The sequence below is a fragment of the Desmonostoc muscorum LEGE 12446 genome, from assembly GCF_015207005.2.
Classification (GTDB): Bacteria; Cyanobacteriota; Cyanobacteriia; order Cyanobacteriales; family Nostocaceae; genus Nostoc; species Nostoc muscorum.
The window spans coordinates 1005097-1019728 of sequence record NZ_JADEXS020000001.1 but is presented as its reverse complement, the minus strand read 5'-3'; the positions used below and the strand labels follow the sequence as shown (position 1 = coordinate 1019728).

Sequence of the window (14632 nt, the reverse complement as noted above, 5' to 3'; positions counted from 1 at the left end):
CTCTCTCAAAAATAGGGTGGTAAAGAAATGATTTCAGCAGGAATTGAAGTAAAAATAAATCGCTTGGAATCTATTGTGGAACAAATTGGGGAAGCAGTACTATCTACGACTGAGACAATTGAACGTCTCGCCGAAAGATTGGAGACTGTCAGCACACAACTCGAAGCACAGGGACAGCAGGTGCAGCAACAAGGCTATCAAATTGTTGCTTTATGTGATGCAGTACAAACTCTTGCTGAATCTCAGCATAATTCACTGCAAAAACTCAACGAACTGACACAAACTCTGGATCGGTTTATGTATTTAATTCAAGGATCGAGTGATTAAATTTCTTTTGCTTTTTGCCTTGTGTCAAACTCTTAACTGAGTTACAGCAATATTGCCGGAAAAACATACATCCACATCGCTACCAGGAGTGCGATCGCGTTTGCCATACTCTCCAACATAATAAAAATCATTACCCTCAATGCGATAATTGACGGGTAAGGGTTTGCTACAGGGTTGGCAAAACACCACTTCAGGATTTGCTTCTCCTGGTTGCAGATGCGGCAGGTTTACATTCCAGAAGCATCCCGGTTCGAGGGGACGCTTGAGTAAGTCGGCTAAAACTTCAGCTGTAAATTTGGCGGCCAGATCCCAATCGAAATTTTGCTTGGCTTTGCGATAGTGGGAAATGGCAATTCCCCCAATACCGTGCATTGCGGCTTCTCGTACAGCAGCAACAGTACCAGAAATGTAGACATCCACTCCTAAGTTCCCGCCAGCGTTGATACCTGAAAGTACAAATTTGACATCTGCGGTGATTTGTGTTATTGCGATTCTGACACAATCAGCGGGAGTGCCGGCGATCGCATACTCAGTCTCAGAACGTCGTTGGAGGTTGATGGGACGAGTGGTGGTAACTTGATGTCCACAACCAGACTGATGATCCGCAGGAGCTGCAATAATAGCATTTTTGCCGTTTAGAGCCTTGACTAGCGCTTTGATGCCAGGAGCATCAATACCGTCATCGTTAGTTAGAATTATGGTCATGTATTTATTTATATTGATACAAATTTAATTTAGACAATTTACAAAAAAATTAGGCGTTGCTGAATCAAGGGATAATTCTTATAGGGTGGGCAGCGTTCGACTGAGCGCTCACGCCGAAGTCTTGCCTGCCCGAAAATACAAGTAACCGGCAAGATAACCATCCCACAAAACCATCAAAATCATCCCATCAATCAGCAACGCCAAAAATTATTTTTACAGCCCAAAATAAAAAATGCAGATATCACCACTAAATCGGTGTAGCAGCGAAAGCTACTTGCATATATAAAACCTAGACACAAAAGACTTTTCACCCAGTCCCCAGTCCCCAGTCCCCAGTCCCCAGTCCCCAGTCCCCAGTCTCTTGCTATAGATGAAAAAATATCGTTGATTTTACCAAAAATATTCATAATACGATATTATTTCTAGATGGTTTGCAAATTCCGCCCTCGGCATTTGGGTTAATTCCCACAAGGGCGGTATTTCTTGTAACCAGCAGATGTGTCAGCCACAGAATCAATGCTTACACCTTCGCTCTAAACAAATTTTTGCAACAAAAAAATCCTGTAAAATATATATTTGCTGGCAGTAGGGGAAACTTGCTGTTGTAGAAAACTAAGAACCAGATGATTTTTACGTGGTTCTATAGTATTTTTGGTGCAAGGCCGTCTTAGAGTTAATACGATGAAACAGCTCCTCAAACAAGTATTTAGCAATCAAAAACATTTTATCCGGCTAATTTTACCATTAGTGGCGGTTATTTTAGCAGCTTCGCTGTTTAGCACACCTGCTTTAGCCACAGGTGTGTATCAAATACCCAATCTCACATCAGGGAATGACACCTGGGTTTTGGATCAAGGTGAAGTTATCAGTCGTGTGAATGAAGGTAAGATTAGCAGCGCTTTCGAGGATTTGGCAAAGCAAACTGGCAATGAAGTCAGAATCGTTACTATTCGCCACTTTGACTACGGAGAAACAGCGGAAAGCTTTACTAAAGAACTGTTTGAAAAATGGTTTCCCACAAAAGAAGCCCAAGGTAATCAAACTTTATTGGTTCTTGACACAGCTACCAATAATACCGCCATTATTACTGGGGATCAAGTTAAGTCTTTGCTCACAGACTCTATTGCCGAAAGTGTAGCTGATGAAACCCTAAGTATACCCTTACGTAAAGGCAATAAATACAACCAAGCATTTCTTGATACTAGCGATCGCCTTGTGGCCGTTCTCTCAGGCAAACCCGATCCAGGCCCACCCGAAATAGTTGACAATGTTCAAGTAGAAGGTACCTTCAAGAACGCAGAAGAAACTAAAGCTGTCCAAGGTAATGCTACTGCTTGGGTAATAGGATTGTTAATTGCCGCCACTGTTATTCCAATGGCGACTTACTACATTTATCAGATAAATCAGCCATCATCTGATGGGTAATTCAATTTTGGATTTTAGATTTTAGATTTTAGATTTTTTCTTCAATCCAAAAATCTGAGTTGCCCTGTCAGTAAACTAAAGCTGCGACTTAAATGGTATAAACCTCCGGATTTCTCCGTGGGGTGAATCCAAAATCCAAAATCCAAAATCTAAAATCCAAAATTGTTTGACTTTAATCTTGAACATACTCTTGTTCTGTGACTAAAGCGACTTCAGCTCGGACAAATTCTCGACCTAAATAAGCTGCATGACTTAATTGAGTGACAGGAGGGGGCTGAGTTTCCTCAAAGATTTTCACGCAAAGTTCTTTGGCTGTTCTCCCACTAAAAACTGTGGTGTGAGTTCGTTCTACCTTTTCTCGTGCAGGAATTACCTTTCCTGTTTCTGGATCGACTGCTAAACCGCGCTCATCAATCACATTTGTAAAATGCTTGGCATAAATTAAGCCTGCGTCTCTATCCAAGTAAATAATGAAATATCCACCGGGATCGAGTTCAATATGACGGTGGGAAAGTTTATCATCAATTGCTGCTAAATCTTTAACCATTAAATCCGTAAGCATTATCAAAAGCAAATTTTTTCTTGGGAGTTTTTACACTCTATATCAAGTGTAATTCGTCGTTCACCTTCTGAGTTATAAATGACGAGTAGGGAATGGGCAATAATACCACTTTCATGCTTGGTGGGGGTATAGAGTTCATTGATAATGACTTTGCATGATTTAAGAATCTCGCTGATTACTAAATGGCAACTCTGCATTAATCGCCTCAATCTCCTGCTGTTCGAGTTGATTTACTTCTTTAATATAGGGGCGCAAAATTTGTCCTAAACGATTATTGTAAAAGCGGTGCAGACTGTGATTGGGGATAGCGGGGAAACCACGCCGTTTTTTATGGCGTCCACCAGCGCCAGGATCAAAAATTTGGATATTGTTAGCGATCGCCCACTCAATCGGCGCATAATAACAAGCATCAAAATGTAAGCAATCTATTTCTTGAAAACTACCCCAATAGCGTCCATAGAGTTTGTCATCTTTAAACAAACAAAAGGACATTCCTAAAGGATGAGAGTTATCTTGCTCGCTATATGCAGCAAAAAACAAAACTCGATGGCGATAATCAGTCTCTAGCTGTTCAAAAAACCGCTGTGTGAGATACTTGCTACCCCACCAGCCAAATTTATCGCAGGTGTCAGTATAAAACTGATACATCAAACGAAAGCAAGACTGAGGAATTTGATCCCCAGTCAATGGTTGCAATCGTAAACCTGCTTTTTCCACAGCTTTACGTTCCCGCTTGATGTTGCGACGCTGATTGGCGTTAAATACTTGCAAGTAGTCATCAAAAGTTTTAAAACCAGAATTTTCCCAAATGAAGCTGTGGTGCAGCCAGCTTGTAAAACCATGTCGTTCTAGCACAGGACGCCATTGGGGATCAACGAAAAGAAAATGACAGCCAGAGATGCGATTTTTAGCACAGAAAGTGTCAATTTCATGCACAATTATGGCTGTAATTTCATTCTCATCTTCTCCTGGGGCAATTAAAAACCGATAACCTTCAGCAGGGGTAAATGGTGTCATTCCCAGCAGTTTAGGATAATACCGGATGCCAATGCGATCGCTTAATTCTGCCCACTGATGATCGAAGACAAATTCACCAGAACTATTTCCTTTCAGATAAAGTGGCGCAGCAGCAATAAGTGTTCTGTCTCGCCACAATGTCAAATGATTTGGCAACCAACCGGTTCTAGCTGTAGCACTCTGGGAAGTTTCCAGATTGTTCAGCCACTCCCACTCTAAAAATGGCGTTTTGAGTGGCATTGCCAAAGCGTTCCAGGCATTTTGCGGCACTTCGGCGATTTTGTCCGTCCAAAGAACAGAATAGCGGGGCTTGAGTTGTTCCACCATTGTCTGGGTTGTTAAGGGAGTGGGGACTGGTGACTGGTGACTGGGGACTGGGGACTGGGTATTAAAAAAACTAATTGCCAATCCCTAGTTCCTAATCCCTAATCCCCAGTCCCTAATCCCTTACCTAGCCTAATCTAAGAAAGCTCATCGTTGCAGCCGATAGTGCAAAAACACTTCTTGCTCAACTGTATTAACTTCTAGTAGTTGCAATTTGGGAGCTAAATGTGATAAAAAACCTTGTCCATCCACAGGTGTGGGTGCGGTAGTACCGCCTAAAATCAGTGGACAGACAGTCAACCATAATTCATCGATTAAATCTAGTTCCAGCAAGGAGGCTACTAATTGACCACCACCCAAGATCGCCAAGCGTGTTATATGTAGAGTGGCTAGATGCTTTAAAGCCGCCAGGATGTCAATTTCTCCCGTTCGTGTTTCAAAAACCATAATCTGCTTAAATTCTGGAGTAAACTCCTGTGCAGAGGTTTGGGAGTCGCTGGTTTGCTCTGGTTCCGAGAGTTGTTGTAACTGCCACACTTCTGGAGAGCCAGCGCTGTGCTGAGCTTTATCCTGTTGGGGCAAGTGACGCAAAAGTGACTTTTGGCGTTTGTTCCAGGAAACTGCTCCCGCTGTTGTTGTCAGTAACCAACGTTCAACTGGTTGCTTAAAAAAGTGAATTTCCGGATTCAGGTTTCCAGACTGTGTAATCACTATATGAACCGGCTGGGGGGGTTTAGCCCCTTGTGCCCGACGTTGCAATAAGGTTGGATCTGATACGGTAAGTGTGGTTCCGTAGGCGGCGAGAGTACCAGCACCGAATAAAACGGCATCAGAGGCAGCGATTTGGTTTTCTAAGTGTGCTTTATCAGCCCTTGAACCAAACCGAGCAGGCGATCGCCTAAAATCTCCTATCTTGCCATCTGCACTCATTGCTAAAACAACTGTAGTATGAGGACGATGTTGCAGCATTAAATTACTTTTATAATTTTGATGTTTTGCTTTCACGTATGTAGATGTTAAAAAAATCCATGCCTACAAGCTACTGTTTCACAATTTAACTACTGTATTCATATGCAACACAAATCGTTTTTACATCCACCGTATATGATTTTTGGTATACTAGATTTCTTTTTTTACTATACCAATTTGTTATTTTTAAACATTGAAAATAAAGCTATGATAACATGACAAAATGTCTCATTTAGCTTGAGTAAGTTGCATATCTTTGCTGTTATGGTTTGCAGATGCAAAGTGAGACACTCGATGAGTAATTCCCGTCAATCATCCTTTCGTCGAATTTTAGTCACAAGAATATTGCTTCTGTTCGTCCCAGTTTTACTTGTAGGTGAAATTGTGGCTTTAAATAAGGCACGTTCTAGTCTATTAGCAACTGCCCGTCAAAATTTAACAGAAAGCGCTATTAGTAAAGGGGAGAAAACAACAGATGCGATCGCTCTTTTGAAAGCTCATTTGCTGAGTGTAAGTAAAACAACAGTTATTCCGTCGGGTTTGCCGATAGAAGAGGAAGAAATTCTCAAGCAGCTAAGGCAACAACTTCCAGCGAGTATTGAGTGCATTCAATTAACAAATGTCCTCAGCCAGAAAATAATTGCCAGTAATTGTGGCGATCAAGAAATTGGAGAATTAAAGTTACCTTTGCCTAGTGACGGAATTGATGTCAAACCAATCTTTCCGCCAAAGTCAGGAATGACTGGTAAAAGAAACAGCCAAAATCAGCTGCAATTAGTGTTATCTGCACCAATCTACGATCGCCAAGGGAATGTAGCTTACAGTTTAAGTATTCAGTCTGCACTATACCAAAAAACCATAAATCGGCCGGGATCGCTCACAGGCGCTATGGTAGTGATTGCTGAGGATGGCACAATTTTGGCGCATCCATTAACAGGTTGGGTGGGAACTAATATCGAGCAGCATCCAAATGCTTCCCAACTCAAAAGCATAATCAAAAATGCAATTACTGGGCGAAAGGATTCAATAAATTTATCTTTTGAGGGAAAAGAATTACTAGCTGGCTATACGGCGATCGCAAATCCACTCAGCCAACAACACCAGCAAAAATGGATCGTCTTAGCTGTTACCACTGTTGATAATGCCCTTTTTGGTTTAGAAGAAATCAAACTCATCCTCATCGTTTTAACAGTTGGTTTAATTGGTGCCAGTTTATTAGCATCCCTATATCTAGCTCCCTACTTAGCAAGTCCTGTAGAAGAATTGCGAGACTATGCTCTAAATATTCATTCTCACCACGCGGCACAACCAGTTCCCCGCAACTTCAAAATCCGAGAATTCAATCAACTAGCCCAAGCACTAGACCAAATGGTAGAACGGCTCAAAGCCGGGTCAGAAGAACTAGAAATAGCTTGGAAAGAAGCAAAAAGTGCCAACCAAGTTAAAAGTCAGTTTTTGGCTACCACTTCCCATGAATTGAGAAACCCATTGAACATTATTATTAACTGTATTCGCCTGGTTGCAGATGGCTTATGTGATGACCGAGAAGAAGAAGTAGAGTTTCTCAAACGTGCCGATGAAACAGCAATTCACTTGCTAGGAATTATTAATGATTTGCTCGACATTTCTAAAATTGAAGCAGGTAAGCTTTCAGTAGTCACAGCACCTATTGACCTCAGACAAGTATTGCTAGAGGTAATCAATTTACAATCAGTTAATGTTCAACAAAAAGGTTTGCAATTGAAATGTGAGTTAGGCACTGAACCGATACCAATAAAGGCAGACGCAGCAAAACTCAAGCAGGTGTTAATTAATATTATTGGTAACGCTACTAAGTTCACTGACGCCGGAAGCATTAACATTGCTACAGCAATTGAATATAGTAATGGCAAATCTCAGGTAGTGGTGAGTATCAAAGATACAGGTATAGGTATCGATCCGGCTCAGCAGCACAAATTATTTCGCCCCTTTGTGATGGTGAATGGCGCAACCACACGTCAGTATGAAGGTACTGGACTGGGACTGGCAATTTCACGGAACTTAATTGAACTCATGGGAGGTAGCATTACTCTTGAGAGTGTAGGACTTCATCAAGGTACGACCGTAAAGATTACCTTACCTTTGATTGATATCTCCCTGTTACCTATTCCCAAGAAAGAAGGAAATATAGGGGATCTTGGATTCTCCTCTGGCAATGAGGGAGTAAAGGTAAGCCGTTACCCTAGCCCACAGGAGTCTGGGAAAAGTCTGGTTGCGGGGATCGGCAAATCCGAGAAAGTAGGGGTAGACAAAAAGAATTCCCCGAAGCTTCAGCAGCTACCTGGAAAGGAGATTTATCAAATTAGTCTTTCGCCCCAGCAAACTATCCTGCTGAGTCTTCCAAAAGGAGAGGTTTATGCAAATGGGATATCTCAAAGGTGAGACCATTTTGGATTTTAGATTTTGGATTTTGGATTATTTCGGTTCATGCCCTACCCCTAGTGGGCGGAATAAATCCTTTCATCCAAAATTTAAAATCCCCAAGCCCCTACCCAGAGTGGTCTCAATACTGCTCGGATAAGCAGGGGAGGCAGGGGAGGCAGGGGAGGCAGGGGAAGCAGGGGAGGTAAAACTCCTCCCCTGCCTCCATTTCTCCCCCGGCTATTGAACAGCTTGCCTCAACCAAGAAATTCCAAAACCTACGCAGTATTGAGAGTGGTCTCTTTCAATCCAAAATCCAAAATCCAAAATCCAAAATCGATTGACTACTTATTGAGAAAAACAGGTTTGCCGCCTTCTTTGAGAGATGCTGTTAAAGCAGCAAGAATTTCTACTAACTGAGTGCCGACCCAGCCAGACGAAACCTCTGAGGGAGTATTGTTAAGAATAGAGACAACAAAGCGATCGCAAACTCGCTGCAATGGTTCACCTGGTTCTAATTCCAGCATCACCTGACTTTGATTTACAGGAATAAATTGATTGCCCTGCTGTTCAAACTCTCCATGTAGCAGAGTTAGAGGTGACGATCGCAACATTTCATCAAAAATCAAGCTCCCAAGGCTACCTACAATCCCCAACCGTCGCTGCTTATCAGGATTCAGCCAGCACAAATGAATATAAGCTTGAAAGCCATCTGGGTACGTCAGTGTAAGCCATACTAGGTCAGCTAGTCCTTGGGATGGTGAGTGGGGAGTGGGGAGTGGGGAATGGGTCACTTCCCTACTCCCTACTCCCCATTCCCTACTCACCTCCCCTTGTAGCCACACCGTACCCGTTGCCTGTACTTTCACAGGTACTTGACCCAGCCATGTGTTAAAAATAGCAATGTCGTGAATCGCTAAATCCCAAAGCGCGTCAACATCTTGCCGCACGGGGCCTAAATGGGTGCGAGTGGCGTAGCCATAGCGGAGATCCCCTAATTTGCCTGCTTGAACTACAGTTTTCCCCCGCTCAACTGCGGGGTGAAATAAATAGGTGTGGTCAACCGTAAGTATTAAATCATGCTGCTCTGCTAGCTGGCAAAGTTCCCGACATTCTCCTGGGTCGAGAGTGAGGGGTTTTTCTGCCAAAACATGATAACCCTGTTGGAGAGCATCTTTAATTAAAGCATAGTGGGTGTTAGCCGGAGTTGCGATCGCCACTGCTGTCAGCCCTGGCACTTGCTTTAAATCATGCCACTGTGTTGTTAATAATACATTTTTGTCTAAATTAAACTGCTGTTTTACCGCCGTCAATCGTTCTGGATGAGGGTCTACTACAGCAACAACACTTACCTGGGAATGTGCTAAAAAGTTCCGCAGTAAATGCACCCCCCAACGTCCAACTCCGATCGCAGCAATTTTAATTTGGTTTGTCATTTGTTATTTGTCATTAGTCATTTGTCATTAGTCATTTGTCATTGGTCAAATAACGAAGGACAAAAGACAAATGACCAAGGACAATCAACTGATTATCAGTTTACTTGCAATCTTTTGAGTTCAGGGTTTTTCCTGATTAGTAATTGCTAAAAAAGCTACCTTGGCTGCGGCTTGTTCGGCGGTTTTGATCGAGCGTCCCTTACCTTGTCCAAGGATGTTTCCGTGGAGCCAGACTTCAGCAACGAAACGTTCTTGATTGCGGTGTGGTTGATTGACTTCCACAACCCGGTACTCTGGTAAAACTTTAAATTGTGCCTGCGTCCATTCTTGGAGAGCAGCTTTGTAATTAAGTCTAGCTGGATCGAGGCGAATTTCTGTTGCTAGTTGTTGAAAGTGGGGATCTAGCCAAGGGCGAATTAGTTCTAGATTTTGAGTGCTTAAGTACAGCGCACCCAGAACTGCTTCAAAAGCATCTGCTAGTCGTGACTCTTGACCAACTTTATCAGCCGTAGCACTGCCAGCAACTAGTAAGTATAGCTCTAAACCATAAACTCTTGCTAATTGGGCGAGAATGCGATCGCTCACCAACACCGAACGAATTGCCGCAAAATCTCCTACTGGGCAATCTGGGTAATGTTCCCACAAAACAACAGCTGACACTAGGCGTACCACTGCATCGCCGACAAACTCCAACTGTTCATAATTTGCCGACTCAGAAACAGTGGGATGAGTCAGTGCTAAGTCCAATAGTTGCCATTTGATTGGTCCTTCTATTGGCAAACCAAATTTTTTGACTAAGCTTTCGAGTTGTCGTTGACGGCGTGGATAAACTAGGGTCATCAGTTCTTAGTCAAGAGTTATTAGTGGTTAGTTATTGGTCATTGACAATTAAAGAGAGTGTCGATAGGAAGTCGATTAACCTACAGATTAACGATATTACACATATTTCAGCTTACTATTTTTTAAAACGTACAAGTTTTGTACAAATTAATCTTGACATACTCCCCGGCGACAACGCACGGGGATTATGGGCTGCTAACAGCGATCGCAGTCTGGGACTGTCTAAAATCACCTAACCTAACAGTTGATGCCCCAACTGATTGAATATTTGCTTATAGGGGAAGCCTAAGAGGATGTTTGAAAACTTCTTACTGATGTATCAAATCCTTTTAGATCCCCCTAAATCCCCCGATAAATTGGGGGACTTTGATTCCGGTTCCCCCCTTTTTAAGGGGGGTTAGGGGGGATCTAAAAGTGTCTAAAGTCACAGCAAAATACTTTTTAAACAACCTGTAAGACGGCAGTGCCTTCCCAACCTACGCCTGAAATAGTTAAAAAATTAACTTACTGACTCAGTAACCCGATCGCCATTTCAAGATACATTTTCGCTTTATGCAAAGCTAGCAGCTTCTCTTGAGTATACCTATCTGGGTAATTCATAACTCTCCCTTCCATCGTAACTTTAATCAGTGCTGCTTGCTCATCTGTAGGTGCATTCATCTCATCTATGGCGTTACTCAGTGCTTGCATGAAAGCAAAGGTAGGAGATTTTAACCCCTTACCTGCCTCAAATTGGGATAGCGCCATTCGAGGGAATACCATCAACGATGTAATCCATGAAGTCTTGTAGCCTTTATTCCCAGTTGGTTTGATGCCGTAGCGCAAGCATAAGTCACGAAGTTCTTTGATGGTTTTGATTTCAAGTTCGGAACGCGTAAACATAAAATAGAGTTACCTCTTGTAAAAGTGGTATCGGTGGTGAACCATTTCTGAGGTGAGAACACCACCGATTTAAACTCTATTTTCACGCGCGCACGTTAATCAAGCTTTATTTATATCTCTCAACAATGCCTAACCCTAAAGGTAACCCAGATAATTTAAACCCATATGAGACAGACAGAGAAGAACCATTGACAGCAAATCTTAGTTTTCGGGTATCTGAACGGATGAAAGAAGAAGTGAAAGCACAAGAAGACCCTCCTGAGTTTTGCCGTCAAGCTATTCAAGAGAAGTTAGATAGAAATAAACAGAAGTAGTCCAAAATTCTTGAAGTAATAGATTTAAGAACTAAAAGAAAACCCTCATATTTCATACACGCACGTTAATCATATATCGGTTCCCATTCAGATGCGGCACAAGATAATATCGCGAGGTGTAGGGGCACGGCACTGCCGTGCCCCTACGAGTGTACTTGGGTTAAGTATTGTTCGTGGAGATAATTGTTCTTTGAAGAGACAATTTATTGCGTTTCTACATCAGGGTTTTGGGTTTATCTGAAGTGTATTGACTTATAACCCGGACTAACTATTTTCTATTAATTTCATCAAATAAAAATCAGATTGAAGAATTCAGAAGTCAGAATTCAGGAGTCAGAATGCAATCAGTGGGGCATTCAGACCCCCACTGATTGAAAACCACCAAATTCTCAATTTGGTGGGGGTCTTAAACCCGTTTATTCATTCGCTTTTTCGTACATAATTCATGCTGTTAGCCGTAGCGGGGCGTTTAGCCCATTCTGACTCCTGACTCCTGAATTCTGTTTGATAATACTAAGATTTTAAAATTTCTAAGTAAGAAAAGTACGAAAAGTATGAAAAGTATGAAAACTAAAATATTTGACAAAATGTATTGCTCATCAAGTTTTTCTACTGTAAATTATTGGTTAATGACTGCTAAGTAATAGGTAAATTAATAGTCAAATATTTAATTAGTTTAAAAACGATAAGCTGCACAGCGTTCGCCTTTGATGGAGGTCAAAATTACCATGTCAATCACTCTCGGCAATTATTCATGTACCAGAAGAATTACTATCTGCCTCCGACTGTGACCTGTAACGAGAAAAACTAGCGAATCTGTGATGGTGCAAACGCCCTAAAGCATGAAAATATCTCTTCCCCACTCCCCACTCCCCACTCTCCACTCCCCGTTATCAAATCGTTAAACAAACAAAAAACAAGAGGTCAAATCTATGGCAGTATATGAAGTCAACCAAACCACCGACGACGGAACCGGGAACATCGTAGGCACTCTCAGCTACTGTATTCGCCAAGCCAACGCCGATCAAGCGCTTGACACTATCGAGTTCCGCACGAACATCAGAATGACGGGGGTGATGCTGGTTTTAGTCAACAGTAATATCGACATTAACGGCAACGGAAACACCCTCAGCGGCGATGCCAACAACAATGGGCAAACTGACGAAGGAGATGTGCGTCCCTTGTTTGTCAAGTCGGGAGATACGAATGTAAACAACCTGACAATTACCAACTGCACCGCTAAAGGTGGGGATAGCACCGGGGGTGGAGGCGGTGCGGGAATGGGAGGAGGGATGTTCATCTACGATGGCAACGTCTCTTTGAACAATGTGACTTTTAGCAACAACCGAGCCATAGGTGGCAACGGCAACAAAGCTGGTCTGGGCAACGGCGGCGGTGGTATGTTCGGCAACGGCGGCGGCAACGGTGGCGGCGGATTGTTTGCTGGTAGCACTGATAACAATGGTGCTTATGGTGGCAATGGTAACTACCGCAGTGGCGAGGATGACGACTTTGGGGCTGGCGGCAAAGGCGGTAACAGAGCCAGTAACTATAGCGGTGGCTTCGGTGGTGGCGGTGGTGGCGGTGGTAGCTTTGGCGTCGTATCCGGCGCTGAAGGTGGCTTCGGTGGCGGCGGTGGGTACGGCAACGGTACCGCTGGTGGTGACGGTGGGTACGGCGGCGGTGGTGGCGGTGGTGGCGCCTCTCTCGGCAAAGGCGGCTTCGGCGGTGGTGACGGCACCGTTGGCAGTGGTGACATCCGGGGCGCGGGCGGCGGTGGCGCAGGTATGGGAGGTGCTATTTATATCCGTCAAGGCACTCTCAAACTCCTCAATTCCGTCAAATTCAATAACAACATAGCTAGCGGCGGGAGTGGAGCCAATAACGGTAAAGGCTTGGGAGGGGCATTGTTCATCATGCAGTCCACTACCAATTCCAACGACAACAACCAAGGGATGCCCAGCTCTTTGCCTACTGTTGTCTCTGACGGAACGACAAATTTCTCAGGTAATTCCGCCGATGAGAGCAGCGACGTATTTGGCATTATCACGTCGGGGACTGACCCCAACGCTGGTGACGATCAAATCACTGGCACCAGCGGCAATGACTCCCTTAATGGCGGTGATGGCAACGACACGATCAACGGCGGTGCTGGCAATGACACCCTGAGTGGCGATGCTGGTAATGACTCCCTGATTGGCGGTGATGGCAATGACTCCCTGATTGGCGGTGATGGCAAGGACACGCTCAACGGTGGTGTTGGCAAGGACACGATAAACGGCGGTGCTGACAATGACTTCCTGATTGGCGGTGATGGCGATGACTCCCTGATGGGCGGTGATGGCAACGACACGCTCAACGGCAATGCTGGCAATGACACCATGATTGGCGGTGCTGGCAATGACAATCTCTTCGGTGGTGCTGGCAATGACAGTCTCAACGGTGGTGTTGGCAACGACACGATAAACGGTGGTCTTGACAATGACTTCCTGATTGGCGGTGATGGCGATGACTCCTTGAATGGTGGTGATGGCAACGACACGCTCAACGGCAATGTTGGCAATGACACCATGATTGGCAATGCTGGCAACGACATTTTCTTCGGTGGTGCTGGCAATGACTTTCTCAACGGTGGTGCTAACAATGACATCCTAACTGGCGGTGCTGATGCCGATCGCTTTATTTTCGATTCCGGCAGACAGTTTGCGGCGGCTGATTTAGGCATTGATAGGATCGCTGATTTTAATAGAGCAGCAGCAGACAAGATTGTGTTAGACAGAACAACGTTCACTCGACTGACTGGCGATAGTCTTGCTCCCGATCAATTTGCCACAGTTAGTCTTAACGTGTTGGGTGTTAACTTTGTGAACAACTTTCTGTATGGCATTAATAGTGCTGTCATTATCTACAACACAGTAACTGGTGATTTGTTCTACAACCAAAATGGCGTCGTGGCTGGGTTTGGTAGTGGTGGTCAATTTGCCACCCTTCAAGGTAACCCTACACTGAACGCCAGCGATTTTCAGATTGTCGCCTGAGCAAGAGGCAAGGGGGCAGGGGGAAGAACTCCATGCATACGCCAAAATAGCAAATGCTGTCGCCAAAATAGCTTTTGAGTTCTCCGAAATAGCTTTTGTAGTTTCCGAAATAGCTTTTGTAGTCTCCGAAATAGCTTTTGTAGTCTCCGAAATAGCTTTTGCAGTCTCCGAAATAGCTTTTGCGATCGCCAAACAAGCAAATGTAGTCGCCAAACAAGCAAATGGAGTCACCTAACAAGCAAATGCGATCGCCAAAATCACAACAAAGTAATACCAATTTAGGAAAACAATGCAACAAATAAACCATTTGTAGAGACGCGATTCATCGCGTCTTCACCGCGCCATTCACCGTGCCATTCATCGCGTCTTCACCGCGCCATTCACCGCGCCATT

At 43.8% G+C, this 14632-nt stretch carries 14 protein-coding genes; 7 read left to right on the top strand and 7 right to left on the bottom strand.

What is annotated here, in order from left to right:
• The first annotated feature begins 27 nt into the window (after positions 1–27).
• Positions 28–327, top strand: coding sequence for a hypothetical protein (locus IQ276_RS04410; protein ID WP_190883429.1), 300 nt, complete (start codon positions 28–30; stop codon positions 325–327).
• 24 nt (positions 328–351) lie between these two features.
• On the opposite strand, the gene surE is transcribed toward IQ276_RS04410, so the two are convergent.
• The gene (gene surE, locus IQ276_RS04405) at positions 352–1032 is read right to left on the bottom strand and encodes a 5'/3'-nucleotidase SurE (protein WP_193918107.1); all 681 of its coding nucleotides are present in this window, start codon (positions 1030–1032) and stop codon (positions 352–354) included.
• A gap of 681 nt (positions 1033–1713) precedes the next feature.
• Between surE and psb32 the strand changes: the two genes are divergently transcribed.
• Entirely contained in the window at positions 1714–2457 is a 744-nt protein-coding gene (gene psb32, locus IQ276_RS04400; protein WP_190882171.1) for a photosystem II repair protein Psb32, read from the top strand.
• A 172-nt stretch (positions 2458–2629) separates the two neighbouring features.
• Here the strand turns inward: psb32 and IQ276_RS04395 are convergent, their stop codons facing one another.
• The 3 genes from IQ276_RS04395 to IQ276_RS04385 form a co-directional block, all read right to left on the bottom strand.
• Entirely contained in the window at positions 2630–3019 is a 390-nt protein-coding gene (locus IQ276_RS04395; RefSeq protein WP_190882170.1) for a DUF4346 domain-containing protein, read from the bottom strand.
• Between the two features lie 159 nt (positions 3020–3178).
• Positions 3179–4363, bottom strand: coding sequence for a GNAT family N-acetyltransferase (locus IQ276_RS04390; protein WP_190882169.1), 1185 nt, complete (start codon positions 4361–4363; stop codon positions 3179–3181).
• Positions 4364–4507: 144 nt separating this feature from the next.
• Entirely contained in the window at positions 4508–5329 is an 822-nt protein-coding gene (locus tag IQ276_RS04385; protein WP_190882168.1) for a RibD family protein, read from the bottom strand.
• Positions 5330–5623: 294 nt separating this feature from the next.
• Here IQ276_RS04385 and IQ276_RS04380 point away from each other — a divergent pair, with 294 nt between their 5' ends.
• On the top strand, positions 5624–7750 hold the full coding sequence (locus IQ276_RS04380) for a sensor histidine kinase (protein WP_193921190.1): 2127 nt from the start codon (positions 5624–5626) through the stop codon (positions 7748–7750).
• Positions 7751–8073: 323 nt separating this feature from the next.
• Here IQ276_RS04380 and IQ276_RS04375 read toward each other — a convergent pair whose 3' ends face one another.
• Positions 8074–9165 carry a Gfo/Idh/MocA family protein gene (locus tag IQ276_RS04375; protein WP_193923742.1) on the bottom strand — a complete coding sequence of 364 codons (1092 nt, stop codon included), beginning with the start codon at positions 9163–9165 and terminating at the stop codon, positions 8074–8076.
• Between the two features lie 120 nt (positions 9166–9285).
• Positions 9286–10005 carry a ribonuclease III gene (rnc, locus tag IQ276_RS04370; protein ID WP_190882165.1) on the bottom strand — a complete coding sequence of 240 codons (720 nt, stop codon included), beginning with the start codon at positions 10003–10005 and terminating at the stop codon, positions 9286–9288.
• 23 nt (positions 10006–10028) lie between these two features.
• Here rnc and IQ276_RS04365 point away from each other — a divergent pair, with 23 nt between their 5' ends.
• Complete coding sequence (locus IQ276_RS04365) at positions 10029–10241, top strand: hypothetical protein (RefSeq protein ID WP_235115423.1); 213 nt, start codon at positions 10029–10031, stop codon at positions 10239–10241.
• Between the two features lie 268 nt (positions 10242–10509).
• On the opposite strand, the gene IQ276_RS04360 is transcribed toward IQ276_RS04365, so the two are convergent.
• Positions 10510–10887, bottom strand: coding sequence for a hypothetical protein (locus tag IQ276_RS04360; protein ID WP_193923746.1), 378 nt, complete (start codon positions 10885–10887; stop codon positions 10510–10512).
• Between the two features lie 125 nt (positions 10888–11012).
• Here IQ276_RS04360 and IQ276_RS04355 point away from each other — a divergent pair, with 125 nt between their 5' ends.
• From IQ276_RS04355 to IQ276_RS04345, 3 genes are all read left to right on the top strand, one after another.
• Positions 11013–11201, top strand: coding sequence for a hypothetical protein (locus IQ276_RS04355; protein ID WP_073639125.1), 189 nt, complete (start codon positions 11013–11015; stop codon positions 11199–11201).
• Positions 11202–12133: 932 nt separating this feature from the next.
• A complete protein-coding gene (locus IQ276_RS04350) occupies positions 12134–14239 on the top strand; it encodes a calcium-binding protein (protein WP_235115422.1) in 2106 nt (701 codons plus the stop codon).
• Positions 14229–14474 (top strand): hypothetical protein, encoded by a 246-nt coding sequence (locus tag IQ276_RS04345; protein WP_193924770.1) that lies wholly within the window; start codon positions 14229–14231, stop codon positions 14472–14474. Before IQ276_RS04350 ends, IQ276_RS04345 begins: the two co-directional genes overlap by 11 nt.
• Positions 14475–14632: the final 158 nt, after the last annotated feature.

Bases quoted from the DNA above. Each gene is read 5' to 3' on its own strand.
- rnc (WP_190882165.1), bottom strand. From the start codon at position 10,005: ATGACCCTAGTTTATCCACGCCGTCAACGACAACTCGAAAGCTTAGTC.
- IQ276_RS04410 (WP_190883429.1), top strand. From the start codon at position 28: ATGATTTCAGCAGGAATTGAAGTAAAAATAAATCGCTTGGAATCTATT.
- IQ276_RS04380 (WP_193921190.1), top strand. From the start codon at position 5,624: ATGAGTAATTCCCGTCAATCATCCTTTCGTCGAATTTTAGTCACAAGA.
- psb32 (WP_190882171.1), top strand. From the start codon at position 1,714: ATGAAACAGCTCCTCAAACAAGTATTTAGCAATCAAAAACATTTTATC.
- IQ276_RS04395 (WP_190882170.1), bottom strand. From the start codon at position 3,019: ATGCTTACGGATTTAATGGTTAAAGATTTAGCAGCAATTGATGATAAA.
- IQ276_RS04385 (WP_190882168.1), bottom strand. From the start codon at position 5,329: ATGCTGCAACATCGTCCTCATACTACAGTTGTTTTAGCAATGAGTGCA.
- surE (WP_193918107.1), bottom strand. From the start codon at position 1,032: ATGACCATAATTCTAACTAACGATGACGGTATTGATGCTCCTGGCATC.
- IQ276_RS04355 (WP_073639125.1), top strand. From the start codon at position 11,013: ATGCCTAACCCTAAAGGTAACCCAGATAATTTAAACCCATATGAGACA.
- IQ276_RS04360 (WP_193923746.1), bottom strand. From the start codon at position 10,887: ATGTTTACGCGTTCCGAACTTGAAATCAAAACCATCAAAGAACTTCGT.
- IQ276_RS04390 (WP_190882169.1), bottom strand. From the start codon at position 4,363: ATGGTGGAACAACTCAAGCCCCGCTATTCTGTTCTTTGGACGGACAAA.
- IQ276_RS04350 (WP_235115422.1), top strand. From the start codon at position 12,134: ATGGCAGTATATGAAGTCAACCAAACCACCGACGACGGAACCGGGAAC.
- IQ276_RS04375 (WP_193923742.1), bottom strand. From the start codon at position 9,165: ATGACAAACCAAATTAAAATTGCTGCGATCGGAGTTGGACGTTGGGGG.